17 protein-coding genes are annotated in these 23,377 nt (G+C 73.3%); 7 read left to right on the top strand and 10 right to left on the bottom strand.

Annotated elements, in window-relative coordinates:
* Positions 1-41 precede the first annotated feature (41 nt).
* A complete protein-coding gene (locus FB00_RS04160; protein ID WP_047231531.1) occupies positions 42-794 on the top strand; it encodes a DeoR/GlpR family DNA-binding transcription regulator in 753 nt (250 codons plus the stop codon).
* Positions 795-808: 14 nt separating this feature from the next.
* Here the strand turns inward: FB00_RS04160 and FB00_RS04155 are convergent, their stop codons facing one another.
* Together FB00_RS04155 and FB00_RS04150 are read right to left on the bottom strand one after the other, a co-directional pair.
* Positions 809-1,777: a COX15/CtaA family protein gene (locus FB00_RS04155; RefSeq protein ID WP_082140954.1), complete on the bottom strand. Its 969-nt coding sequence runs from the start codon at positions 1,775-1,777 to the stop codon at positions 809-811.
* A complete protein-coding gene (locus FB00_RS04150; RefSeq protein WP_052877418.1) occupies positions 1,774-2,616 on the bottom strand; it encodes an alpha/beta hydrolase in 843 nt (280 codons plus the stop codon). The genes FB00_RS04155 and FB00_RS04150 overlap by 4 nt, the downstream gene beginning before the upstream one ends.
* Positions 2,617-2,679: 63 nt before the next feature.
* Here FB00_RS04150 and FB00_RS04145 point away from each other — a divergent pair, with 63 nt between their 5' ends.
* The 3 genes from FB00_RS04145 to FB00_RS04135 all read left to right on the top strand — a co-directional run bounded on the left by FB00_RS04145 (position 2,680) and on the right by FB00_RS04135 (position 5,139).
* Entirely contained in the window at positions 2,680-3,168 is a 489-nt protein-coding gene (locus FB00_RS04145; protein ID WP_047231530.1) for a MarR family winged helix-turn-helix transcriptional regulator, read from the top strand.
* 119 nt (positions 3,169-3,287) lie between these two features.
* Positions 3,288-4,373: a DNA integrity scanning diadenylate cyclase DisA gene (gene disA / locus FB00_RS04140; protein WP_047231529.1), complete on the top strand. Its 1,086-nt coding sequence runs from the start codon at positions 3,288-3,290 to the stop codon at positions 4,371-4,373.
* A gap of 43 nt (positions 4,374-4,416) precedes the next feature.
* Positions 4,417-5,139 carry a class I SAM-dependent methyltransferase gene (locus FB00_RS04135; RefSeq protein WP_047231528.1) on the top strand — a complete coding sequence of 241 codons (723 nt, stop codon included), beginning with the start codon at positions 4,417-4,419 and terminating at the stop codon, positions 5,137-5,139.
* A gap of 460 nt (positions 5,140-5,599) precedes the next feature.
* On the opposite strand, the gene FB00_RS04130 is transcribed toward FB00_RS04135, so the two are convergent.
* Positions 5,600-10,252, bottom strand: a complete 4,653-nt coding sequence (locus FB00_RS04130) for a discoidin domain-containing protein (RefSeq protein WP_231581706.1) — start codon at positions 10,250-10,252, stop codon at positions 5,600-5,602.
* A gap of 615 nt (positions 10,253-10,867) precedes the next feature.
* Positions 10,868-11,695, bottom strand: a complete 828-nt coding sequence (locus FB00_RS20910) for a hypothetical protein (RefSeq protein ID WP_052877417.1) — start codon at positions 11,693-11,695, stop codon at positions 10,868-10,870.
* Between the two features lie 208 nt (positions 11,696-11,903).
* Here FB00_RS20910 and FB00_RS04120 point away from each other — a divergent pair, with 208 nt between their 5' ends.
* Positions 11,904-12,833 (top strand): A/G-specific adenine glycosylase, encoded by a 930-nt coding sequence (locus FB00_RS04120; protein ID WP_047231527.1) that lies wholly within the window; start codon positions 11,904-11,906, stop codon positions 12,831-12,833.
* 3 nt (positions 12,834-12,836) lie between these two features.
* Here FB00_RS04120 and FB00_RS04115 read toward each other — a convergent pair whose 3' ends face one another.
* From FB00_RS04115 to FB00_RS04100, 4 genes are all read right to left on the bottom strand, one after another.
* Positions 12,837-14,822: a glycoside hydrolase family 127 protein gene (locus FB00_RS04115; RefSeq protein ID WP_082140953.1), complete on the bottom strand. Its 1,986-nt coding sequence runs from the start codon at positions 14,820-14,822 to the stop codon at positions 12,837-12,839.
* Between the two features lie 137 nt (positions 14,823-14,959).
* Positions 14,960-15,703, bottom strand: coding sequence for a carbohydrate ABC transporter permease (locus FB00_RS04110; RefSeq protein WP_231581705.1), 744 nt, complete (start codon positions 15,701-15,703; stop codon positions 14,960-14,962).
* 152 nt (positions 15,704-15,855) lie between these two features.
* On the bottom strand, positions 15,856-16,875 hold the full coding sequence (locus FB00_RS04105) for a carbohydrate ABC transporter permease (protein ID WP_082140952.1): 1,020 nt from the start codon (positions 16,873-16,875) through the stop codon (positions 15,856-15,858).
* A 108-nt stretch (positions 16,876-16,983) separates the two neighbouring features.
* Positions 16,984-18,300, bottom strand: coding sequence for an ABC transporter substrate-binding protein (locus FB00_RS04100; protein ID WP_052877416.1), 1,317 nt, complete (start codon positions 18,298-18,300; stop codon positions 16,984-16,986).
* Positions 18,301-18,625: 325 nt separating this feature from the next.
* On the opposite strand from FB00_RS04100, the gene FB00_RS04095 reads away from it, so the two are divergent.
* Complete coding sequence (locus tag FB00_RS04095) at positions 18,626-19,657, top strand: LacI family DNA-binding transcriptional regulator (RefSeq protein WP_047231526.1); 1,032 nt, start codon at positions 18,626-18,628, stop codon at positions 19,655-19,657.
* Here FB00_RS04095 and FB00_RS04090 read toward each other — a convergent pair.
* Together FB00_RS04090 and FB00_RS04085 are read right to left on the bottom strand one after the other, a co-directional pair.
* Positions 19,650-20,228, bottom strand: coding sequence for an amino-acid N-acetyltransferase (locus FB00_RS04090; protein ID WP_047231525.1), 579 nt, complete (start codon positions 20,226-20,228; stop codon positions 19,650-19,652). The two genes, FB00_RS04095 and FB00_RS04090, sit on opposite strands and share 8 nt — an antisense overlap.
* Positions 20,229-20,299: 71 nt before the next feature.
* Positions 20,300-21,250 (bottom strand): sugar-binding transcriptional regulator, encoded by a 951-nt coding sequence (locus tag FB00_RS04085; RefSeq protein ID WP_047231677.1) that lies wholly within the window; start codon positions 21,248-21,250, stop codon positions 20,300-20,302.
* A gap of 230 nt (positions 21,251-21,480) precedes the next feature.
* On the opposite strand from FB00_RS04085, the gene FB00_RS04080 reads away from it, so the two are divergent.
* On the top strand, positions 21,481-23,229 hold the full coding sequence (locus FB00_RS04080; protein WP_047231524.1) for a glycerol-3-phosphate dehydrogenase/oxidase: 1,749 nt from the start codon (positions 21,481-21,483) through the stop codon (positions 23,227-23,229).
* Positions 23,230-23,377 lie beyond the last annotated feature (148 nt).

Genomic DNA, 23,377 nt, shown 5'->3' with positions numbered 1-23,377 from the left:
TAGGCATGAACGTGCAGTATCAGGAACAAACGAGGAGAAGCATGCTGGCCGCCGAGAGACGAGACCTGCTGCTCGCGACCCTCCGCCGTGACGGCAAGATCGTCGCGAAGACTGCGGCGGCGGAGCTCGGGCTCTCGGAGGACAGCATCCGCCGGGACCTTCGCGAGCTGGCCGCCGAGGGGCTCTGCCAGCGCGTGTACGGCGGGGCGCTGCCGGTCTCGCCGGCCGTCGCGGACTACGCGGGACGCCGGCAGGTCGCCGTCGCGGGCAAGGAGCGGGTGGCGGCGGCCGCGGTCCGCCTGATCGACCCCGGGAGCACCGTCATCCTCGACGGCGGGACGACGGCCCTCGCCGTCGCGGCGGCGCTCCCGCCGGACCTGCGCTGCACGGTGGTGACGCACAGCCCGACGGTCGCGACGGCGCTCGTCGAGCACCCGGTCGCCGACGTGATCGTCCTCGGCGGCAGGCTCTTCAAGCACTCGGCGGTGACCAGCGGGGCGGCGACGGTCGAAGCCGCGCAGCACGTGTCGGCCGACCTGTTCCTGCTCGGCGTCACCGGCATCCACCCCGACGCCGGCCTCACCACGGGCGACCCGGACGAGGCCGCGACGAAGCGGGCGCTCGCCGCGCGCGCGGCCGAGACGTACGTGCTGGGCTCGTCGGAGAAGGTCGGGGCGGCGTCGCCGTTCCGCGTCGTCGGGTTCGACGACGTCGCCGGCGTCGTCACGGACGCCGACCTCGCGTCGGACGTCGTGCGCGCACTTCGCGAGCGGGTCCGCGTGCTCCCCGCCTGACGACGTCAGAACGTTCAGGAACGTGCACGCCGTGGACCCGGGCCGTATCCCGCGACGCACAGCGCGACGACCGTCGTCGCGGCCGCGAGCAGCACGGCGAGCACCATGTCGGCACCGACCGCCACGACGGGCAGCCCGTGGCGCGCCTGGTAGAGGCCCAGCAGCACCTGGACGCCCTCCAGCGCGAGGAGCGCGAGGAGCCAGACCCGGACCGGCAGGCGGCGCGCCCACGCCACGACGGTGAGCGCGACCGTGAGGGCCACGAGCGCGTAGCTCGGCCAGGCGTGCACGTGCTGGAGGAGCGTCGCGTCGAACCCGTTGCGGCCCGCCTGCTGGTCGCCCGAGTGCGGCCCCGCGCCCGTGGTGAGGACGCCGAGGAGGATGGTCACGACCGCCGTCGTCACGAGGACGGCGGTCGCCACCCGGAACGCCGCGGGCGCGCGGTCGGTCCCGTCGTCCGCGGGGACGACCCGGAGGCGGACGAGGAACGCCGCGCACACGCACGCGAGGGCGACCGAGGCGACGTAGTGGAAGCCGACGACGAACGGGTTGAGCCCGGTGAGCACGGTCACCCCGCCCACGAGCGCCTGCGCCACGACGCCCAGCACGACCGTGCCCGCGAGCAGCGCGAGGTCCCGGCGCTCGTGACGTACCCGGACGACCAGGAGCAGCACGACCACCGCAGCGACGCCGACGACCCCGGCCAGCGTGCGGTTGCCGAACTCGATGAGCCCGTGGACGCCCATCTCCGGGGTGCTCACGAGCGAGTCGGACGTGCACAGGGGCCACGTCGGGCAGCCCAGGCCCGACGACGTCAGCCGGACGGCCCCGCCGGTCGCGACGAGGAGCACCTGGACGGCGAAGGAGACCCACGCCGCCACGACGACCCTCCGGTCCAGCCGGTCGGGCAGCCGTCGCCACCATCGCCGCAGCACGGGCTCTCCGACGTCCGCCCGGTCGGCCACCCGCTGGTCCGCGCTCATCGGCCCACCGCGCCCAGGAACGGCACGAGCGCCTCGGTGATGCGCTCCCGCGCCTCGTCGTCCGAGATCGTGGGCGTCCCGTCGCCCGGCTGCGCCCCGTAGTCGCCGAACTGGGCGTGCGTCGCGCCGTCGATGCGCACGCGCTCGGCGCCGGGCGGCATGAGCGCCATCGAGGAGGTGATCGACTCCTCGTCGACGAGCCCGTCCCGCGTGCCCGTCACGGTGAGGGCGGCCAGGTCGGAGCGGCCGGAGAGGTCGCCGAGCGAGCAGTACGACGCGAGCAGGACGAGGGCGCGCACCTCGTCCGACTCGGCGTACGTGCACGCCCGGACGCCGCCCATGCTGTGCCCGCCCACGGCCCAGGCGTCGACCTCGGGGGCGAGCGCCGTGAACGCCTCGAACGGCCGGCGCTCCAGCAGCGCGAGGTGGAGGAACGGTTCGACGAGGACGACCGTCGTGCCCTGCGCGGCGACCTCCTGGAACGTCGCCACGTACGCCTGCGGCTCGACCTTGGCCCCGGCGAGGAACACGAGACCGCTGCCGTCGCTCTCCCCCGCGGGGCGCAGGACGACGGCGTCGCCGCGGTCGTCCAGGCGGACGCGCGGGTCCTCCTGCACGGCGGTGAGACCCGCCGGCTCCGCGGGGAAGGTGTCGTCGGCCCACACGAGGAAGGCGCCGACCGCGACGACGAGCAGGCCGACCAGCACGAGCGCGACCGTCACGAGCACGCGGCGGACCCGGGACCGACGGGGTGCCGACGGCGTGGCGGGAGAACCGTCCGGCGGAGCGGCGCCGTCGTCGGGAGCGTGCTGCGCCGGGGGCGCGAGCAGGAAGGGCATGGGGCAGCTCCTGGGAGGGCAGATGGTACGGCTACCGTAGCATCTCGCTTGTAGGCTGATCCGATGAGCCAGCACCCCGACGCCCGACCGGCGCTGTCGGTCCACCTGCTCCGGGACCTCCAGGACGCGATCGGCGAGGCCACCTCCGCCCTGGCGCACCGGTTGCGGATGAGCGCCACGGACGCCGCCGCCCTCGAGCACGTCGCGCTGGCGGACCAGCCGCTGGGCCCCGGGGAGCTCGGCGCGCGGCTCGCCGTCACGCGCTCGTCGGCCACCGAGGTCGTGGACCGGCTCGCGCGCGCCGGGCACGTCGAGCGCGTCCGGGACGAGACGGACCGGCGCCGGTACCGCCTCGAGCCCACCGCCGCCGCCCGGTCGCGCGTCCGTGCCGAGCTCGACCCGCTCCGACGTTCCCTGGACTCCGCCGCCGACGGCTTCTCGCCCGCGCAGCAGCAGGTGATCGCCGCGTACCTGCGCGCGGTGACCTCCGCCTACCGCTCCTTCGCGGCCACGCCGGACGGGGCCCCGGAGTCTCCCCGCCCCCACCGGTGACCGCCGGGCGGCGCGGGCGAGCGCCGTCCGGCGCGTCGAGACCGGATCGTGACCGGATTTGTGGCCCGCTGCCGCGGGTTCCCGGGGGTGGAAAAGGGCTCGCAGCGTAGGATTCCCCCGTGGCCAACTCCCCTGCGCACCCCGACGAGCTGCTCCGGGAGACCCTCGCCGCCGTGGCACCGGGCACCGAGCTCCGTGACGGTCTCGAGCGCATCCTCCGCGGCCGGACCGGCGCGCTCATCGTGCTGGGCCTGGACAAGGTCGTCGAGGAGATGTGCTCGGGCGGGTTCGTCCTCGACGTCGGCTTCTCCGCGACGCGCCTGCGCGAGCTGTCGAAGATGGACGGCGCCGTCGTCCTGGACCGCGACGCGAACCGCATCCTGCGCGCAGCCGTGCAGCTCCTGCCGGACCCGACCATCGAGACGACCGAGTCCGGGACGCGGCACCGCACCGCGGAGCGCGTCGCCAAGCAGAGCGGTTTCCCGGTCATCTCGGTGAGCCAGTCCATGCGGATCGTCGCCCTGTACGTCGGCGGCCAGCGCCACGTCCTCGAGGACTCCGACACCATCCTGTCGCGCGCCAACCAGGCGCTCGCGACGCTCGAGCGCTACCGCGCCCGGCTCGACGAGGTGTCCGGCACGCTGTCCGCGCTCGAGATCGAGGACCTCGTCACGGTCCGGGACGTGTGCGCCGTCGTGCAGCGCCTCGAGATGGTCGCCCGCATCTCCGAGGAGATCGCCGGGTACGTCATCGAGCTCGGCACCGACGGCCGGCTCCTCGCGCTCCAGCTCGACGAGCTCATCGGCGGGATCGGCTCCGACCGCGAGTTCGTCATCCGCGACTACGTGGACCTGGGTCGCAAGGACCGCTCGCTCGCCGAGGTCCAGAAGGCGCTCGGCGGCCTCGACTCGACCCAGCTCCTCGACCTCGGCCAGATCGGCCGCGTGCTCGACCTGCCGGGCGGCGGCGACGCGCTCGACGCCGCCGTCGCGCCGCACGGGTACCGCCTCCTGTCGAAGGTCCCTCGCCTGCCCGCCACGATCATCGACCGCCTCGTCGCGCACTTCGGCGGCCTGCAGAAGCTCCTCGCGGCGAGCATCGACGACCTCATGACCGTCGACGGCGTCGGCGAGCAGCGCGCCCGTGCGGTGCGCGAGGGCCTGTCGCGGCTCGCGGAGTCGAGCATCCTCGAGCGCTACGTCTGACCCACCTGACCGTCCGACCGACGAGCCCGCACGGAGGGGGACCGTGGACCACGTCGACGAGTGGTCGGCACTGGCCGACGCCTGGGCGCGCTGGTGGGCGCCCGCGGCGGCCCCGGCCCAGCAGGCGATCCTCGACGCCGCGAGCGTCGGGCCCGGCTCCCGCGTGCTCGACGTCGGGTGCGGCACCGGCGAGCTCGTCGCCATGGCCCTCTCCCGCGGTGCGGACGCGGCAGGCTGCGACGCCGCGGCCGGGATGATCGACGTCGCCCGCCGGGTCGGCCCGGACGCGGACCTGCGCGTCGCCCAGGCCGAGCGCCTCCCGTGGCCCGACGACGCGTTCGACCTCGTGACGCTCGTCAACGCCCTCGCGTTCACCGACGTCGCCATGACCCTGAGCGAGTGCCGGCGCGTGAGCGAGCTGGTGGCCGTCGCGACGTGGGCGGAGGACGACCTCAACGACCTCACCGTCCTCGAGCGGGCCGTCGCCGGCGAGGACCACGAGCCGAGCGACGAGAGCCGCGAGGAAGGCCACCTCGGCGCGCTCCTGGCCGAGCACGGCTTCACCGTCGTCACCGAGGGCGTCGCGGACGCGCCGATGGTGCTCGCCGACGCGCACGAGGTCGTCGCCGCCATCATGTTCGGCGAGTCCGACGAGCTGCGCGCCGAGCTCCGCCCCGACGTCCTCGCCGCCGCGCGCCCCTTCCGCCGCCCCGACGGCACCTACCTCCTGCGCAACGCCTTCCGCTGGGCCCTGGCCCGCCGCTGACGCACTCCCGCCCCGCCGAGGCAGAACCGTGGTTCGCCGAGGTAGAACCGTGATCGGGTCTCAGGCCCGCCTGTTCGGGTCCGCGGCGCGGGTGCACTCGGTGCTCAGGGCGGGGGCGAGACGAACCCCACCACGCGGGCAGTCGCCAGGGTGAGCGCAGACCAGGGCGAGACGACGTAGGGCGGGGTGGGTGGTGGTGCCGCGTCGTGGCGGGCCTGGCGGGAGCCGCGAGGAACGAGCGGCGGATGGTAGACGCGGCACCACCACCCACCCCGCCCACCCAACGCGACCACACGCCGTCGGGCGAGAGACCACGGCTCAACCTCGCGTGACCACGGCTCTACCTCGCGCGACCAGGGCTCTACCTCGGCAGACCAGGGTTCTCCCTCGCGCAGACGGGTCTCGCCCCGGTCCGTGGGGACGGACCGAGGCGAGACGGGTGCGCGACGCGCGCTGCGGGTCAGCCGCAGGTGGCGGCGTCGTACTGCTCGGTGACGGTCGTCGACCTCCCCTCGGCGTCGGTGGCCACGACCGTGACCTCGCCGGCCTCGACCGACGTCGCCCGCGACGCGAACGACTGGTAGGCGTTCTTGCCGGGCTCGACGCCGTTGACGGTCTTGGTCCCGAACGGCGTGTCGAGGCGGACCGTGAGCGGCACCTCGTCGTCGTTCTGCGCGCGGACCGCGACGTAGACCTTGCCGGCGAGGCAGCGGGTCTCCGCCGTGACGGTGACCGTCGGACCGGCGGGGACGCCGTCGCCCACGGTCAGGGTGAGCGTCGTCGTCGTGGTGCCGGCGGTGCTCACGTAGTCCGGGAGGACGAGGTCACCCTGGATCACGTACACGCCCGGCGTCTCGACGACGGACTCGTCGTAGTCCCACTCGACGCCGATCGCCTGGTTGTCGCGCGAGCCGTCGTTGTAGGAGACGAGGACCGTGGTGGGCAGCCACGGCTGCTCGCCGACGTCGACGCTCTGCTCGAACTGCTCGGCGCCCTGGATCGAGATGCCGCCCTGCGAGCTCTCCGGCCGCACGTACACCTGCGCCTCGGCGATGAGGCCGTAGGTCGTGTTGGTGCCGTAGACCGTGAACGGCTCGACGTTGGTCTCGGCCACCATGGCGGGCGTGATCGGCTGCCACGTGAAGTCGACCGTGCCGCGGCGGCCGCTCGAGTAGACGACGTCGAGCGACGTCGGCAGCTCGGGCACCTCGCCCGTGACGGTGCGCAGGATCACCGGGCTCGCGACCGAGTCGACGGTGTCCCCGTTGACGCGCCACCGCAGGACGCCGGTGCCGGCGCCGCCGGTCTGCACGCCGGTGATGCGGACGCGCAGGTAGCTGGCCTCGACGGGCTCGAACTCGAGGCGGTTGTACGCGTTGCGCTGGAGCGCGCCCGCGTACGTCGAGCCCTCGGTCAGGGTGACGGGTGTCCAGTCGGTGCCGTTCTGCGAGTGCTCGACCGTGTAGGTGTCCGCGCGCGGCATGCGCGTCCCGCCGTTGTCGTCGTACCAGTAGATGTCGGTCGACGCGACGAGCACCGGGGACTCCCACGCGTACCGGATCCACGCCGCGGTCTGCGGGCTCGTCCCGTTCGCGGGCTGGCCCCACGTGCCCCAGCCGTTGCCCGCGCCCGGGTTCGAGCTCGCGGGCGTCGAGGGCTCGTTGACGCGCAGCGGGTTCTCCCACGACGCCGACCCGCTCGTCGTGATCGTCGCGAGCGCCCCGAACTCGGCCGACGTCGCCTTCTCGGTGAGCTCGACCTCGACGTCGCGCTCGGTCGTGAGCTCGCCGTCGGACGCGGTGAGGCGGAAGGTGTACTCCCCTGCGGCCGTACCCGTGACCGTGGTGGTCAGCGCGTCGGCGTCGCCGAAGATGACGCTCGCGCCCTCGGGCGCGGAGACCGTCGACCACCCGGAGGTGAGCACCCCGTCCTCGGGGATGCCGTCGTCGGTCACGGTGCCGACGAGCGTCGTGGACAGGTTGCCGTCCTTCGACCGGTCGACGTTCACCGTGACGGTCGGGGCGTCGTTGACGACCTCGGGCACGTCGCGGCCGGAGTCGAAGACCTGGATCTCCGAGATGGCGGTCCAGTACGACGGCGTGTTCGTGAACGCGACCCGGACCGTGTCCGTGGTCACGGCCTCGAAGAGCGCCTCGTTGAACTTCGGACCGGGGATCTTCGGGGCCTTGAACGCGTCCGGCACCGTGGTCCAGCCGCCCGAGCCGTCGGGCACCTGGATCGAGTACCGCAGCGGCTCGCGGTAACCGCCCGCCTGCCGGTCGCTGACGAACCAGACCTTGACGTTGTCGAACGTCGTGGGCTCGCCGAGGTCGAGCTCGACGTAGCCGGTGTCACCCTCCGTCCCGTAGTTGCCCCAGTAGGGCTCGTTCACGGTGTTGCCGTCGGTGACCGCGGCGAGCGACACGGGCCGCTCGGTCTCCTTGATCGCCCCCGGCGTGTAGTTCATCGAGCCCGTGCTCCAGCCCGGCGTGTGGAACTGGCGCCACGGCGTCGGGCGCGCGCCCTGCTGGGTGGCCGACGACGACAGCTCGGCACCGCGCGCGAGGTTGCCCGCGTCCTCGGTGAGGTCGATGCCCGCGGTCTTGAGGTAGGAGACGACGCGCTCGTCCTCGATCGGGGTGTCCACTGCCGTGGGCACGTCGGCCCCTTCGTCCGCGACGACCTCGACCTGGAGGTCCTCGTCGGACTCGACGACCTCGTTGGCGGCGGGGTCGTAGACGAACCGGCCGAGCGCGTCGGCCGCGGCCTTGCGCTCGCCGTCGACGAACAGGCTGTAGCCCTCGCCGAGGCCGTAGTGCGACCCGTCCTCGTCCCAGACGATCGTGACGTCCTTGCCGTGGTAGCGCAGGTTGTTGACCATGAAGTGGTCGTACCCGAGGTCGATCGGCCACAGCTCGATCTTGTCGTCGGACCGCGGCTGGATGCCGCCCATGTCCTCGACGTAGATGTAGTTCATGTTGCCGAGCATCACGTGGTTCGGGTTGTTGCGGTTGAACGTCTGCGTGCTCGCGTTCCAGTTCGAGTAGTACTCGGCCTGGTTGGGGACGAGCGCGTTGCCGTTCGGGTAGATGCTCCACGCCATCCAGTCGAGCAGCTTGGCCGCGTACTCGGGCGTGACGTAGGTGTGGTCGGGGTCGTAGTGCCGCAGCGCGGACCGCACGCCGCGGTACTGGACCGTGAAGTTGATGTTGGAGAAGTTGTTCGACCCCCCGATGCCGTACTTGGCCCGGTCGTACTGGTTGGCCGTGTAGAACGGGAAGATCGGGAAGTTGTCCCCGTAGCGCAGGAAGCGGAACCCGTCGACGTACGTGTCGGCGTCCTCGACCGGGATGAGGTTCTCGGCGTAGATGTCGTAGAGGTTCGACTCCTTCGCCGGGATGAGGTCGCGCTCGGCCTGGCTCAGCGGGTTCTGGTTCCCGCCCGACGTCGCGCCGTGCGACGTGCCGGCGAGGAACATGCGCGTCTCCTCGCTCCACAGCCGGCCGAGGATCGCGTCGCGGATCTCGTCCGCGGTCTGGCCCATCTCGGCGACCTTCTCCGGGTCCGCCCCCGCCATCGCGTAGAGCTGGCGGGCGGCGTCGAACGCGCCCCACACGTACGCGGACTCCGGTCGCTCGATCGTCCGCGCGCCCGGCGCCCCCGCGTTGACCTTGGGGTACCCGAAGCTGATCGCGTCGGAGTCGTTGCCGGGCATGTAGTTGGTGTCGTAGGCGATGAGCTTGTCGTCGTTGCCGTCGTAGTGCTCGAGCTGGCCCGTGCCGTCGCCCTCGAAGTACGTCGCGAAGCGCTCGGCGACCGCCGGACCGCCGCCGTGCACGTTGAACGCCTCGAGGCCCGCGGTGCCGAGGTACTGCGAGTAGTGGTTGTTCCAGCTCGTGTGGCCGGGGCTGTCGAGGAACGCGGAGGACCCGGACAGCTCGCCGATGTTGAGGATCTGCCCGTAGCCCAGGTACGGGTTGCGGATCCACTTGGTGTCCTGCAGGTGCATGGGCTGCGTGAGCGCCACCGAGTTCTGGTAGAGGTTCACGCCCTCGATCGTCGTCGGGTACTGGTACACGTAGCCCGGCTCGTTCGCGTCCAGGCTGTTGTACCGCTCGCCCCACCAGCGGTAGACGATCGCCTTCTCGATCGCGTCGTCGGGCACGTCGATGTACGGGATGTCCTGGGCCCACTGCCGGTTGAACGCCGTGACGCCGGTGCGGAACGCGTCCGCCGGCGACAGCTCGGCGTACTCGTGGAAGCTCTCGACCGACTCCGGGAGCGTGTCGCTGGACAGCACGCCGAGCACGGACAGGTCGAGCGATCCGCCCGCGGGGACCGTGACCTCGCGGTCGAGGTTGGTGCCGACGCGCTCGAACCCGGGCGCCTTGAGCCCGATCGTGACGTCGGACCACGGGGTGTCCACGAGACCGTTGTTCGACCCGCTCGTCAGCGTCCGCGTCCCGGTGAGCTCGTCCGCGGAGTCCGTCGACGTCGTCGCGAGCGGTGACGCCGCACGGACCGTGAACGTCACGTCGCTCGCGCCGGGGTTCGTGAACGTGATCGCCGACAGCGCCACGTTGTCGTACGTGATGAGCTTCTTGAGGTCGGCGGTGACACCGGTCGACCCGACCGTGTAGCGCGCCTTCGCGTGGCTCGGCGCGTTGAAGCGCTGCGCCCCGACCTCGGTGATCGTCTGACCGGGCACGGTCACGGTGTAGAGGTTGCCGAGGTTGTTCGGCCCGCCCGCGAACGCGGAGCCCGCGAAGCCCATGACCGCCCAGTTGCTGTTGCCGCGCAGGTAGAGCGACCGCCCGCGCGTCTGGAGCACGGTGTTGCTCGCCGTCCCGCTCACCCCGAGCACGCGGTCGAGGTAGTAGTCGGTGCCGCCCGCGGCCAGGTCCTTCTCGAAGATCGACCCGTGCATCGAGCCCGCGGTCCACGGGACGCCCGGCTCGAGCGCCGCGGCGACCGGACCCAGGTTCGTGTAGACCGGGTCACCGATGTCCATCGAGTCCGTCGTGCCGTCGGTGTAGACACCGACGTCGCTCTCGTTGCCCGGCACCACGTCGGCCTGTGCCGCCGGTGCCAGTGCGACGCCGGTGGCGGCCATCGCACCTGTCATCGCCGAGGCGACGACCCTTCTCCACGCTCTCCCCGACATCACCAAGTCCTCTCCATCGGGAACCGGAACAGGTTTCGGGACGACGGCGGGGACTCGCGTCGCGCGGGTGGACTGCCTCGTCCGCCCGCCCCGCTGCGGGACGCGTGACCCTGATCGTCGTGCCGGCTCGCGCCGCCCCGCGGGCCGGTGGTGACCGGGGCCGTCGGCCCCGGCTCCCTCCGCGGTGAGGTCGCCAGACGCGAGCCAGTCAACCAGCGCACCACGTCCACCGCAATGGTTTTCGGTCTCGACTTTGAGCACCGATCGACGGCAGGACAGTGTCTCTTCGCGCCGTAATCCATTGTGTTTGCGGGCCGTTCCGATCGTGCGACGCAATCTCACACACCGGAGAGATCAGTTCGGATCTTCTGTACCGAAATCAGTCACTCATCGGTTTCACTCCGTCTGAGCACGCGGAGGAAGGGCCCGTCCTCGACGAGTTGCCCGGCCCGGGGCTCGGGATGACGGCAGGGCGTCGCACGGAGGTTGCGCGCCACCACGGCTTCAGGGCGACCCGGCACGACGGCTCGGCCGGAGCGCGGCCGCTGCTCGAGCGGACGACCGCTACGCGCCGTCGGCGGGCGGCGTCGTCCCGGCCGGGGGCTGCTCCGCGGGCGGGGCGGTCCCGCCGGCCGGCGGCGTCGCGCCGTCCGCCGGCGCCGTCCCGTCGGCCGGTGCGGTGCCCTCGGCCGGACCGGTCCCGTCGGCGGGAGCCGTCGGCTCCGCCGGGTCGGGCGTGGGCGCGGGCGGCTCGAGGAGCGTGAAGGTCACGGGCTCGCTCGTCGCCCCCTCGACGCCCGCGACGCTCAGGACCGCCGTGTACGTGCCCGGCCCCACCTCCGGCTGGTCGGGGGCGCAGCCCTCGACCGAGCGGTGCCGGTCCCAGCGGACGAGCTTCGACGGGTCCTCGTCCCCGGTGCTCATGAGGAGCAGCCGCTCCGTCGAGCCGCAGTGCGCGGACGACCACACGAGCTCGTCGCCGGAGTAGACCTGCACCTGCCGCCCGGCGTCGGAGCCGTCGACGAGGCACGGCCGTCCGCCGGACTGCCGGAGCGTGACGCTGAGCTGGACGGCGCGGCCCGGCTCGTACTCCGCCGCGCTCGTCGTGAGGCCCAGCTCCAGGGACGCCGCCGTGCAGTCCTGCGGCGGTCCGGCGGCCTCCGGTGTCGGCGGCGGCGACTTGCCCTCCTGCGCCGACTCGTCCCCGGCGAGCATCGGCTGCACCGCCCGCACGACGACCTGGCCGAGCAGCACGAGACCGACCACGAGACCGACGAGCAGCGCGAGCGCGACCAGGCGGCGGCGGAGCAGGGCTCCGCGCGACGGCCTCCCCGCCCCGGTGCGCGGGCTGTCGCTCGGCCTGGGGGCGCGGTCGGTCCGCGGCGTGCTCACGGGGTCCTCCGGTCGTGCGGGTGGCTGGTCGCGACCACGGTATCCGCGACGGGTGCCGGGCCTCGTGCTGCCGCGCCGACGGCCGCCCAGGTCGGGGCAGAATAGGTCGTCCCCACGACCTCTCGGCGTCTCGCCGCCGGCCGGCACGACCGCACGCCGGCACGTCGTCGCGGGGCGCACCCGACGACCGAGAGGGACGACAGCCGCCATGACCGTTCCGGCCGCGCGCCCGGTCCGCACGCCCGCCCCCGCCCCGGGCCACGACCCCCACGCCGACCTGCGCGACGCCGTCGGGCGCTGGTTCGGGGAGACGGCGCGCGACCTGCCCTGGCGCGCCGCGGACCGCACCGCGTGGGGCGTTCTCGTGAGCGAGGTCATGCTCCAGCAGACCCCGGTGGTCCGGGTCGAGCCGGCGTGGCGGGACTGGATGGCGCGCTGGCCCGAGCCGGCCGACCTGGCGGCGGCGGCGACGGCCGACGTCCTGCGCGCGTGGGGCCGGCTCGGCTACCCGCGGCGCGCGCTGCGCCTCCAGGAGTGCGCCCGCGCGATCGTCGAGCGGCACGACGGCGAGGTGCCGCTCGGCGAGGAGGCGCTGCGCGCCCTTCCGGGCGTCGGCGAGTACACCGCCGCGGCGGTGACCGCGTTCGCCCACGGGCGGCGCGCGGTCGTCGTGGACACCAACGTGCGCCGCGTCCTGGCACGGGCCGTCGGCGGGACCGCGCTGCCCGCGCCGTCCTACACCGCCGCCGAGCGCGCGACCGCCGCGGCGGTCGCCCCGCCGGGCGACGCGGACGCCGTGCTGTGGGCCGCCGCGTCGATGGAGCTGGGCGCGCTCGTCTGCACGGCCCGGGCGCCGCGCTGCGGCGCGTGCCCCGTGCGCGACGCGTGCGCGTGGCGCCGCGCCGGGCGACCGGGCGACGAGCACGCGGCACGCCGGCGCACGCAGGCGTGGGCGGGCACCGACCGCCAGGTGCGGGGCAGGGTCATGGCCGCGCTGCGCGAGGCGCCGGGTCCGGTGCCGCGCGGCGTCGTGGCCGAGGTGTGGCACGACGCCGCGCAGCTCGACCGCTGCGTCGCGAGCCTCGTCGAGGACGGGCTCGTCGAGCAGGTGGACGACCTCTACCGGCTCCCCGCCTGACGGTCAGACGGTCGGCAGCCAGACGCGCATCGTCGACGGGCCGCGCCCGGCCCAGTCGTGGTACGGCACGAGCCGGACGTCGACGGAGACCTCCGCCGGCGCCTCGGCCGGGACGGACCCGCGCGCGGCACCCGTCCACCCGGGCGCCCCGCCGCGGAGCGGCGTGTACGGCCACGGGGCCGCCGCCGGGTCCACGAGCAGGCCCCGCACGACGACGCGCCCGTCCTCCTCGCGTGGCGGGACGGCCACGTCGACGCGCAGGTCGGCGACGTCGCGCCCGCCCGGCAGGTCGACGGACTCCACGCACAGGACCTCGGGGCCGCGCTGGACGGCGACGCACCCGCGCACGGCGTCCACGCGCTCGTCGGGCACGAGGAACCGGGGCGTGACGTCGAGGTCGAGCGTGACGACGCTCCCCGCGCGCAGGTCGGGCACCGCGACCGTGCCCGCGGGCACCTGGCGGGCCGGGCCGTCGTCGACCACGAGCAGCCCCGAGCCCGACCACGCGGGAACGCGCAGCGTGAGCGCCCAGCGCTCGGGCGCCTCGACGACGCGCACCCGCACGCGCCCGTCCGCGGGGTAGCCGGTCTCGACGTCGAGCGCGACGGGCTCCCCGGACGGCAGCGTCGCGCGGACCTCGCTCGTGGCGTACTGGTGGAGCTGCACGCCGCCGTCGTCGACGGTGGCGAGGTACCCGGCGAGGCTCGCGAACGTGCGTGCGACGTTGGGCGGGCAGCACGACACCTCGAACCACGGCGCGCGCAGCGACGACTCGGCGCGCTTGCTCACCTGGTCCGGTGCGGCGGGCTCGCCCGGGACGCGCTGGTGGAGCGTGTTGGCGTAGTAGAAAGCGCGGCCGTCGTGCGCGGGCGACGTCGCGACGACGTTGAACAGCGTGCGCTCGACCACGTCCGCGTACCGCGGGTCGCCCTGCGCGAGCAGGAGGCGCCACGCGACCATCACCGACCCGATCGACGCGCACGTCTCCGAGTACGCGCGGTCGGGCGGCAGGACGAAGTCCTCGCCGAACGCCTCGTCCTGGTGGTGCGAGCCCTGGCCCCCCGTGACGTAAGTGCGCGCGGCCTGCGTGCGCTCCCACTGCCGCGCGACCGCGGCGACGAGCTCGTCGTCGCCCGTCTCGACCGCGACGTCGACCGCACCGGCGGCGAGGTAGTTCGCGCGGACCGCGTGGCCCCGGAAGACGGTCGCCTCGCGCACCGGGACGTCGTCCTGGTAGTAGGAGCGCCCCCACTCGATGTCCGCGAGCGTGCCGTGCCCGCGCCGCTCGACGAAGAGGGCCGCCTGCCGCACGTACCGGGGCTCGTCGAGCGCGCGCCCCAGCTCCGCGAGCGCCACCTCGACCTCCGCGTGCCCGCAGACCCCCTGGATGCCGTCCGGGCCGAACGCCTCGCACACGTGGTCGGCGGAGCGGCGCGCGACCTCGACGAGGAGGTCGTCCGGGTGCCCGGTGCGCGCCCGCGCGACGGCCGCCTGCAGGAGGTGGCCCTGCACGTACAGCTCGTGGCCCCACTCGAGGTCGGTGTACCGCGCAGGCTGGCCGGGGTTGCCGAACCGCGTGCACAGGTAGCCGTCCGGTGCCTGCGCCGCCGCGACCCGCTCGACGATTGCGGCGAACCGCCGCTCGAGCGCGTCGTCGGGGCGGCGGCCGAGCTCCCACGCCATCGCCTCGAGCAGCTTGTACACCTCGGAGTCGCTGAACTCCCGTCCCCGCCGGGTCGTCGCGACGTCGCCGCGCACGACGGCGTCGAAGTTCGGCAGCCAGCCCTCCGCCTCGAGCCAGTGCTCGATGTGCCCCAGGGTCGCGGCGCGGTTGACCTCCTGGCGCTCGGCCCAGAACCCGCCCGTGATGCGCACCTGCGCGAGCCCGAGCGGCTGCAGCCGCCCCGTCGCGGGGACGACCGGGCGTCCGCCGTCGGTCGGGCGGGCACCGGTCCCGGTCGTCCGGGGCACGGTCGGGGTCGTGGTCATGGCAGCACCTCCGGAGGCGACGGCGCCGCCTCGTGGTTCGTCGGGTCGTTCGTGGGGTCGTTCGTGGGGCGCGTCGGCGGGGACGCCGGACGGCGTCGGCCCGGCAGCCCGGGGGGTGGGAGCAGGGGCGTGGGTCGTCATCCCTTCAGCGCTCCGGACATGAAGCCACGCACGTAGTGGCGCTGGAGCAGCAGGAACAGCACGACGCACGGCGCGGCGAGCACGACGACGCCCGCCTGCGTCGCGCCGTAGTCGACGATGCCCATGACCTGCTGGCGCATGTTGGCCACCGCGAGCGGCAGCGGCGCCTTGGTCGAGTCGGTGATGAGGATGAGCGGCGCGACGAAGTCGTTCCAGGCCGCGAGGAACGCGAACAGGCCCACGGTGATGAGTCCCGGCTTCACGGCGGGGACGAGCACCCGGCGCAGCGCCCCGAACGACGAGCACCCGTCGACCATCGCCGCCTCGTCGAGCTCGCGCGGCACCGACTCGAACGAGATGCGCATCATGAAGGTCGCGAACGGGAGCTGGAACATCGTGAGCACGAGCGCGAGGCCGAGCAGCGAGTTCTGCAGGTGCAGCGTGTTGAGCAGCACGTAGAGCGGGATGAGCAGGGTCGCGTACGGGACCATGAGGATCGCGAGCGTCACGAGGAAGAGCACGTCGCGGCCCGGGAAGCGGAACCGCGCGAACGCGAACCCGCCCAGCAGCGACACCCCGAGCGTGAAGAGCACCGTGAGGCCCGAGACGACGACGGAGTTCCACAGGTACTGCCCGATCCCCGCCTGGTAGCTCGCGAGGGTCGCGTAGTTGCCGAACCCCCAGCCGTCCACCTGGGCGCTGCCCGGCTGCGGCGAGAACGACGCCACCCCGGCCCACACGAGCGGGAACAGGAAGACGATCGCGAGCCCCCCCGGTGAGCACCCAGTACGGGGTGCGCGTGAGGACGCCGGCGATGCGGGCGCGGGGCGCGGGCCGCCCGGGTCGCGCGGGGCGCGTCGCGGGGGCGGGAGCGGGTGCGGTGACGGCCATGTCACTTCTCCTCGGGTGCGCGCATGCCACGGACCTGCGCGACGTTGATGAGCACGAGGGCCGCGAGCACGATGATCGACAGCGCGGCGGCCACGCCCAGGTCGTTCTGCCCCTGGAAGGCGATGTTGTAGATGAGCTGCACCACGGTGATCGTGCTGTTGTCCGGACCGCCCTTGGTGAGGATGTAGAACTGGTCGAACGCGAGCAGCGAGCCGGTGACGCACATGATCGTGCAGAGGGCGAGCGACGGGCGCAGCAGCGGGAGCGTCACGCGGCCGAACGTCTGCCAGCGGTTCGCGCCGTCCATGCGCGCCGCCTCGTAGACCTCGTGCGGGATGCCCTGGAGGCCCACCATGAGCAGGAGCATGTAGAAGCCCGCGAAGCGCCAGACGATGAGGAACACCGTCGACCACAGCGCGCCCTCGGGCGAGCCGAGGAACGACACCGGCTCGTCGACGATCCCGAGCCGCTCGAGCAGCGGCGAGATGGGGCCGACCTGCGGCGAGTACAGCGCGTAGAACAGCAGCGACGCGGAGGCCAGGCCCAGCGCGCTCGGCACGAGGATCGACGTGCGCAGGAAGCTCTTCCACCGGCTCGACTCCTGGACCAGGAGCGCGAACCCGAGCCCCAGGCCGATGAGGAGCACGGTGGCGATCACGGTGTACTTCACCGTGAAGACGACGGAGTCCCAGAAGAACCGGTTCTCGACGGCGTCGCGGAAGTTGTCGGGGAAGTTGACGCCTCGGTTGCCCGCGAGCAGCGGCCAGTCGGACGCCGACATCTGGCCCACCAGCAGCACGGGGAAGATGAAGAGGACGAGCACGAACACCGCGGTCGGGGCGGCGTAGGCCCACCCGCGGGCCGCCTGCGAGCGCCCGGGACGACGGCCGCGCCGCCTGGTGCTCGGGCTCGCGGTGGCGGTGCCCCGGGGCGGCCGGTCGTCGCTCGCGGCGGGGCCCTGCGGCGCCGCGCCGTGCGGCACGGGCGGGGGCGGCGTCGAGGACGCGGACTGCACGGACATGAGAGGTCTCCTGGAACAGGGGTGAGGGAAGCCGGACCCGGCCCGCCGCCGCACGGTGGGCGCGGCGGCGGGCGCTGTGGTCACGCGGAGGTGGTCGTCACCCGGGGGTCACTGCGAGAGGACCGCGGTGATCTCCTCGTTGTCCGGCTCGATGCTCGAGCCGTCGCCGAACACCGCGTTGCGCACGAGCGTGAGCCACGGGCTGTTCGGAGCGTTGAACGCCTGCTGGAAGTTGCGCGCGACGGGCGTGCGGCCCTTGCTCGCGATCTCGTTGATCGTCACGACGCGCGGGTCGGCCGACGAGTACTCGTTGTCGACCAGGTCGGCGCGCGAGACGACGTCGCCGTTCTTGGCGAGCACCTCGACCTGCGCCTCCTCGGACATCATCCAGGAGAGGAAGTTCCAGGCCTGGTCGGACTGCTCGCTGTCCTTGGAGATCCCGATGCCGTCGCCGCCGACGAAGGTCGACTCGCCGCCGCCCGGACCCGGGATCGGCGCGACGCCGACGTCCACCGTCTCGTCGGCGGTCGACAGGAGCGTCGCGGGGTACGGCATCACGCCGACCTTGCCCTCCTGGAAGGGGGCGACCCAGGTCGCGCCGGTCTCGTCGCGCGTTCCGGCGCCCACGGCGTCGGAGTCGACGAGGTCCTTGTACACGGCGTAGACGTCCTGCGCCGTGTCGCTCGCGAGGAGCGACTCGGTGCCGTCCGCGCTGAGCACGTCCTCGTCCGCGGCCCAGACCGACGGGAACCACGTGAACACGAGGCACCCGCCGCAGTTGCCGCCGAAGAAGGTGCCGTCGACGCCGCCGCCGAGCGCGTCGACCGCCTTGGCCTGCTCCGCGAACTCCTCGAGCGACGTCGGCCCGGCCTCGGGGTCGAGGCCGGCCTGCTCGTAGAGGTCCTTGTTGTAGAAGAGGACCGAGATGTCGAGCACGAACGGGAGGACGTACTCCTGGTCCTCGTAGGTGCCGGCCTCGAGGTGGCCCTGGTTGATCTGGTCCGCGAAGTCGAGCTGGTCGATGCGGTCGGTGACGTCCTGGAACAGGCCCTGCTCGACCCAGTTCGGCACGTAGACGATGTCGGCGGCGAAGAGGTCGGGCAGGCCCCCGCTGCCCGCGGCGGCGCCGACCTTCGCCACGTAGTCGTCGTTGGGGACGATCGTCAGCTCGACCTGGTTCTCGTGGCTCGCGTTGTACACGTCCACGAGCAGGTTGGCCTGCTTCTCGAGCGGCGCACGCGTCCACAGCGTGAGCGTGCTGCCGTCGTCGACGCCCTCGACGCCGCCCTCTCCCGCCCCGCCCGTCGCGGCGTCGTCGCCGCCGGTTCCGGACCCGCCGCACGCGGCGAGCCCGAGCGCGACGAGGCCGACGAGCGTCGTCGTGGCCACGGACCTCTTCCAGGAGGCCCCGCGGTGGTTCTTCATCTCGTGTCTCCTCGTACTCGTCTTCGAGCCGTTGCACCTGCGCCCCGTGCTCGCGCTGGGGGCGAACACGTTTTCGGTCCTCGTGTCGCGCTGCGGCGCGCTCCACGTGGCCGACCCTCCCCTCAGGCGGCTAGTGTTCGAGGTCCTGGCGTCGCCTGCGAGCCCCCTGCTCGCGACGTGCGTCGGAACCGAAACTAACCGAAAAGGTTTTCTGAATGTATGGCAGCGCGGTAGTCTCGTCAAGCACGACAGCGGGTTACAGTTCGATCACGGCTCGATCGTCGAGGGCGCAGCGCAGCGCACCGGCAGGAGGGGGAACGGCCTCATGACGACCCAGAGCGGGAGCGCCACGCCGCGCGCGGCGACCCTCACCGACGTCGCGCGCCTCGCGGGCGTGTCCATCGCGACCGCGTCGAAGGCGATCAACGGGCGGGACCAGGTCAAGGCGGAGACGCGACTGCGCGTCCTGGAGGCCGCCGAGCGGCTGTCGTTCGCGCCCAACGCTCTCGCGCGCGGGCTGCTCAAGGGACGCACCGGCACCGTCGGTCTGCTCACGAGCGACCTCGAGGGCCGCTTCTCGATCCCTGTGCTCATGGGCGCCGAGGACGCTTTCGGCGCCGGTCGCGTGTCGGTCTTCCTGTGCGACGCGCGGGGCGACGCCATCCGCGAGCAGCACCACGTCCGCGCCCTGCTCTCGCGGCGCGTGGACGGCCTCATCGTCGTCGGGTCGCGCACCGACCCCCGGCCTCCGCTCAGCGCCGACGTCCCGGTCCCCGTCGTCTACGCCTACGCGCCCTCGGAGGACCCCTCGGACGTCTCGATCACGGCGGACAACGTCGGTGCCGGCCGGCTCGCCGTCGAGCACCTGCTCTCGTGCGGGCGACGCCGCGTCGCGCACGTCTCGGGCGACCCCGGGTACAAGGCCGCGCAGGACCGTGCGGCGGGCGCCGAGGCCGCGGTCGCCGCGGCCGGCCTCGAGCTGGTGGGCGGCCAGACGTTCTTCGGCTCGTGGAGCGAGGGCTGGGGACGCGGGGCGGCGCGCATGATCGTCGAGCAGCACGGCGACGTCGACGCGTTCTTCTGCGGCTCCGACCAGATCGCGCGCGGCGTGCTCGACGCGCTGCGTGAGCTCGGCCGGGACGTGCCGGGCGAGGTGTCGGTGATCGGGTTCGACAACTGGGAGGTGCTCACGACCAACGCGCGCCCCCAGCTCACGAGCGTCGACATGAACCTCGAGCGCCTCGGACGGGTGGCGGCGCAGCGCCTCTTCGCGGCGATCGACGGCACCGTGCGGCCCGGCGTCGAGGAGCTCCCCTGCCGGGTCGTGACGCGCGCGTCGACGGTCCCGATCAGCTGAGCAGGGCGGGGCCTTCCGGCACGTCGTCGAGGTCGAGCAGCATGCGCGTGTTGCCGAGCGTGTTGGGCTTCACGCGCGCGAGGTCGAGGAACTCGGCGACGCCGTCGTCGTGCGAGCGCAGCAGCTCCGCGTACACCTCGTGGGAGACGGGGGTCCCCTCGATCGCACGGAACCCGTGCGCCCGGAAGAAGTCGACCTCGAACGTCAGGCAGAACACCCGCCGCAGTCCGAGCGCGCGCGCCCGCGCGAGCAGCTCGACGACGAGCGCGTGCCCCACGCGGTGGCCGCGCCAGGCGGGGTCGACCGCGAGGGTGCGGATCTCGGCGAGGTCGTCCCACATGACGTGCAGCGCGCCGCACCCGACGACGAGCGGTGCGCCCTCGCCGTCGGGCTCACCGGTGGCGCCGGGCTCCACCTCGGCGACGACGAACTCCTGGACCGCCTCGTAGTACCCGACCATCTCCTTGGCCAGGAGGATCCGCGCCTCCGCGTAGGGCTGCACGAGCGCGCGGACCGCGCGCACGTCCGCGGGCAGGGCGGGACGGACGCGGACGGCGGAGGTCGTGGGCACCGCGTCACTGTACGCGGATCAGACCCCTCTTGCATATTCATGCAGCCGGTCGCATACACGCGCGGGTCCTCTCAGCCGCCCCCGACGAGCCGGGACGCGGTGATCTCGTCCACCACGAGATCCGTGACGACGCCGGCGCGCAGGGCCGCGCGCAGCGGCGCCACCTTGTTGTCGCCCGCCACGGCGCACACGCGCCGGGGCACCCTGCGCAGCTCGTCAGGTCCGGGCCCGGTCGCACGCTCGTTGAGCGCGATGTCGCGGTAGGTGCCGTCCGCGCGCAGGAACACCGTGCACACGTCGCCGACGACCCCCTCGGCGTCGAGGACCGCGATGTCGTCGGGCTCGAGGTAGCCCGCCGAGTACACGTGGGACGGCACGCCCCCCGCGACGGCGCCCACCGAGAAGAGCGCGATGTCCACCCGGTGCTGCACGTCGAGGACGCGTCGCACCGACCGCTCGCGCCACATCGCCCGCTTGGTCCCGGCGTAGTCGAAGAACGCCGGCACTGGGAAATGGTGCACGTGCGCGTCGAACGCGGTGCCGAAGCCCGCGATGAGGTCACCCGCGTAGTGCACGCCCGACGTGCGCGTGTTGGCCGCGCCGTTGAGCTGGACGACGGCGCTCCCCCGCGTCGGCTTGCGCGGCAGGTGCCGGGAGATGGCCGACAGCGTGGTCCCCCACGCGATGCCGAGGATCATGTCGGAGTCGAACCACGTCGACAGCAGGCGGGCGGTCGTCAGGGCGACCTGCTCCAGCCGCTCGACCTGCGGCGCCTGGTCCGGCACCGGGACGACGTACGCGTCGATGCCCCACGTGCTCGAGAGGTGCTGACCCAGCCCAGGACCGCGGCTCCGCGCCGGCCGCAGCGAGATCTCGACCAGCCCCGTGTCGCGCGCACGCTTCACGAGGCGCGACACCGTCGACCGCGACGTGTGCAGGTGCTTCGCGATCACCTCCATCTTCATGTCCTGGAGGTAGTACATCGACGCCGCCCGCAGGACGTCCTGCTCCCGGTCCACCATGGCGGTCTCCTTCCGCTCGACCTCCATTCTGCACGTTTGTGCACCACGGTTGCGCGTCCGTTCGACGCGTGGTGGTCTGGAGGGCGTGCCGTCGCGCCGGAACCCCGGCGTGCGCACGACGGTTACCGCTCGCGCACCCTGGTCGGGCGTGGGACCGTCGCTGTGAGCGCACCGTGGGCGCATCGTCCCGCGGCGTGCCCGCAGCACCGAGGGACGAGAGAGGGAGACGGATGGCATCCACGAGACTCACCGCGGAGTCGCGCCGGCAGGCGCTCGCCGCGCTCGAGGCCAGCACGAGCGCCGACGCGGAGCTCGACGTCCTCGTGATCGGCGGGGGCGTCACCGGCGCGGGGATCGCGCTCGACGCCGTGACCCGCGGGCTGTCGACGGCGATCGTCGAGGCCCAGGACTGGTCGGCCGGGACGTCGAGCCGGTCGAGCAAGCTCGTCCACGGCGGGCTGCGCTACCTGCAGATGCTCGACTTCCACCTCGTCAAGGAGGCGCTCACCGAGCGCGACCTCCTGCTCAAGGAGATCGCGCCGCACCTCGTGCGGCCCGTCCCCTTCCTCTACCCGCTCGAGCACCGCGTGTGGGAGCGTGCCTACGTCGGTGCGGGCATCGCGCTCTACGACACGCTCGCGAGCGTCGCCCCCGGCAAGCGGGCGATGCCGCTGCACCGGCACCTCTCCCGCAGCGGGATGGAGAAGAAGTTCCCCGACCTCGCGCACGACGCCGCGGTCGGCGCGGTCCAGTACTGGGACGCGTCCGTCGACGACGCCCGTCTGGTCACCACGCTCGTCCGGACCGCCGCGTCGTACGGCGCGCACGCCGCGTCGCGCACGCAGGTCGTCTCGCTCACCAAGGGCTCGACGGGCGCCGTGAACGGTGCCGTCCTCGTGGACCTCGAGACCGGGCGCGAGGTCACCGTGCGGGCGCGCGCCGTCATCAACGCGACGGGCGTGTGGACCGAGGACACCGAGGCGCTCGCGGGCAGCGAGGGTGGGCTCCGTGTGCTCGCGTCCAAGGGGATCCACATCGTCGTCCCGCGCGAGCGCATCAAGGGCAAGGTCGGGCTGATCCTCCAGACCGAGAAGTCGGTGCTCTTCGTCATCCCGTGGTCGCGCTACTGGGTGATCGGCACCACCGACACGCCGTGGGAGCAGGAGCTCCAGCACCCCGTCGCGACCGCGGCCGACATCGACTACGTGCTCGAGCACGCGAACGCGGTGCTCGCGCACCCGCTCACGCGCGACGACATCATCGGCACGTGGGCCGGTCTGCGACCGCTCCTCCAGCCGGGCACCAAGGAGGGCACGAGCTCCGCGAAGGTCTCCCGGGAGCACACCGTCGCCTCCCCGACCCCGGGGCTGACCGTCATCGCCGGCGGCAAGCTCACGACCTACCGCGTGATGGCCAAGGACGCCGTCGACTTCGCGATCGGCCAGCGCGCGAGCGCCCTGCCGTCCATCACGCAGAAGATCCCGCTCCTGGGCGCCGTCGGCCTCGACGCCGTCCGGCGCCAGGCGCGGCCGTGGGCCTCGCGCTACCGCTGGACGCCCGCGCTCGTCGACCACCTGCTGCACCGGTACGGCTCCAACCTGCGGGAGATCGTCGAGCTGTGCGAGGCGCGGCCGGACCTGGCCGAGCCGCTCGAGCACGCGCCCGCGTACCTGCGTGCCGAGATCGCGTACGGCGTCTCCCACGAGGGCGCGCTGCACCTCGAGGACCTCCTGCTGCACCGCACCCGGCTCAACTACGAGGTCGCCGACCGCGGCCTCGCCGCGCTTCCCGAGATCGCCGACCTCGTCGCCGAGCTCCTCGGGTGGGACGACGCGACCCGCGCCGCCGAGATCGCCAGCTACACCGACCGCGCGAACGCGGAGGCCGCCGCCGAGCAGGAGCCCGACGACGCCTCCGCCGAGCGCACCCGGCTGGAGGTCGACGACGTGTCGCCCCTGCAGCCGCTCCGCACCACCTGACAGCAGAACACCGCTCGCGAGCGAGCCTCGGGCGCCGTCCGGCAGGGGACGGCGCCCGACCGGCCCTCGCACACCGACCTCACGGGGCGCACGCCGACGGCGGACCGACCCGAGGACCCGACGCTCAGGCGCGCCGGGACGGTTGAGA

It is taken from the genome of Cellulosimicrobium funkei (assembly GCF_001019615.1).
Lineage (GTDB): Bacteria > Actinomycetota > Actinomycetes > Actinomycetales > Cellulomonadaceae > Cellulosimicrobium > Cellulosimicrobium cellulans_E.
Note: the sequence above shows the minus strand (reverse complement) of the source record. Positions and strands in the feature narration are given on the sequence as shown.

Coding starts and splice junctions, on each gene's coding strand:
- FB00_RS04160 (WP_047231531.1), top strand. CDS start 42: ATGCTGGCCGCCGAGAGACGAGACCTGCTGCTCGCGACCCTCCGCCGT.
- FB00_RS04155 (WP_082140954.1), bottom strand. CDS start 1,777: ATGAGCGCGGACCAGCGGGTGGCCGACCGGGCGGACGTCGGAGAGCCC.
- FB00_RS04150 (WP_052877418.1), bottom strand. CDS start 2,616: ATGCCCTTCCTGCTCGCGCCCCCGGCGCAGCACGCTCCCGACGACGGC.
- FB00_RS04145 (WP_047231530.1), top strand. CDS start 2,680: ATGAGCCAGCACCCCGACGCCCGACCGGCGCTGTCGGTCCACCTGCTC.
- FB00_RS04130 (WP_231581706.1), bottom strand. CDS start 10,252: ATGGCCGCCACCGGCGTCGCACTGGCACCGGCGGCACAGGCCGACGTG.
- FB00_RS04120 (WP_047231527.1), top strand. CDS start 11,904: ATGACCGTTCCGGCCGCGCGCCCGGTCCGCACGCCCGCCCCCGCCCCG.
- FB00_RS04115 (WP_082140953.1), bottom strand. CDS start 14,822: ATGACCACGACCCCGACCGTGCCCCGGACGACCGGGACCGGTGCCCGC.
- FB00_RS04105 (WP_082140952.1), bottom strand. CDS start 16,875: ATGTCCGTGCAGTCCGCGTCCTCGACGCCGCCCCCGCCCGTGCCGCAC.
- FB00_RS04100 (WP_052877416.1), bottom strand. CDS start 18,300: ATGAAGAACCACCGCGGGGCCTCCTGGAAGAGGTCCGTGGCCACGACG.
- FB00_RS04095 (WP_047231526.1), top strand. CDS start 18,626: ATGACGACCCAGAGCGGGAGCGCCACGCCGCGCGCGGCGACCCTCACC.
- FB00_RS04085 (WP_047231677.1), bottom strand. CDS start 21,250: ATGGTGGACCGGGAGCAGGACGTCCTGCGGGCGGCGTCGATGTACTAC.
- FB00_RS04080 (WP_047231524.1), top strand. CDS start 21,481: ATGGCATCCACGAGACTCACCGCGGAGTCGCGCCGGCAGGCGCTCGCC.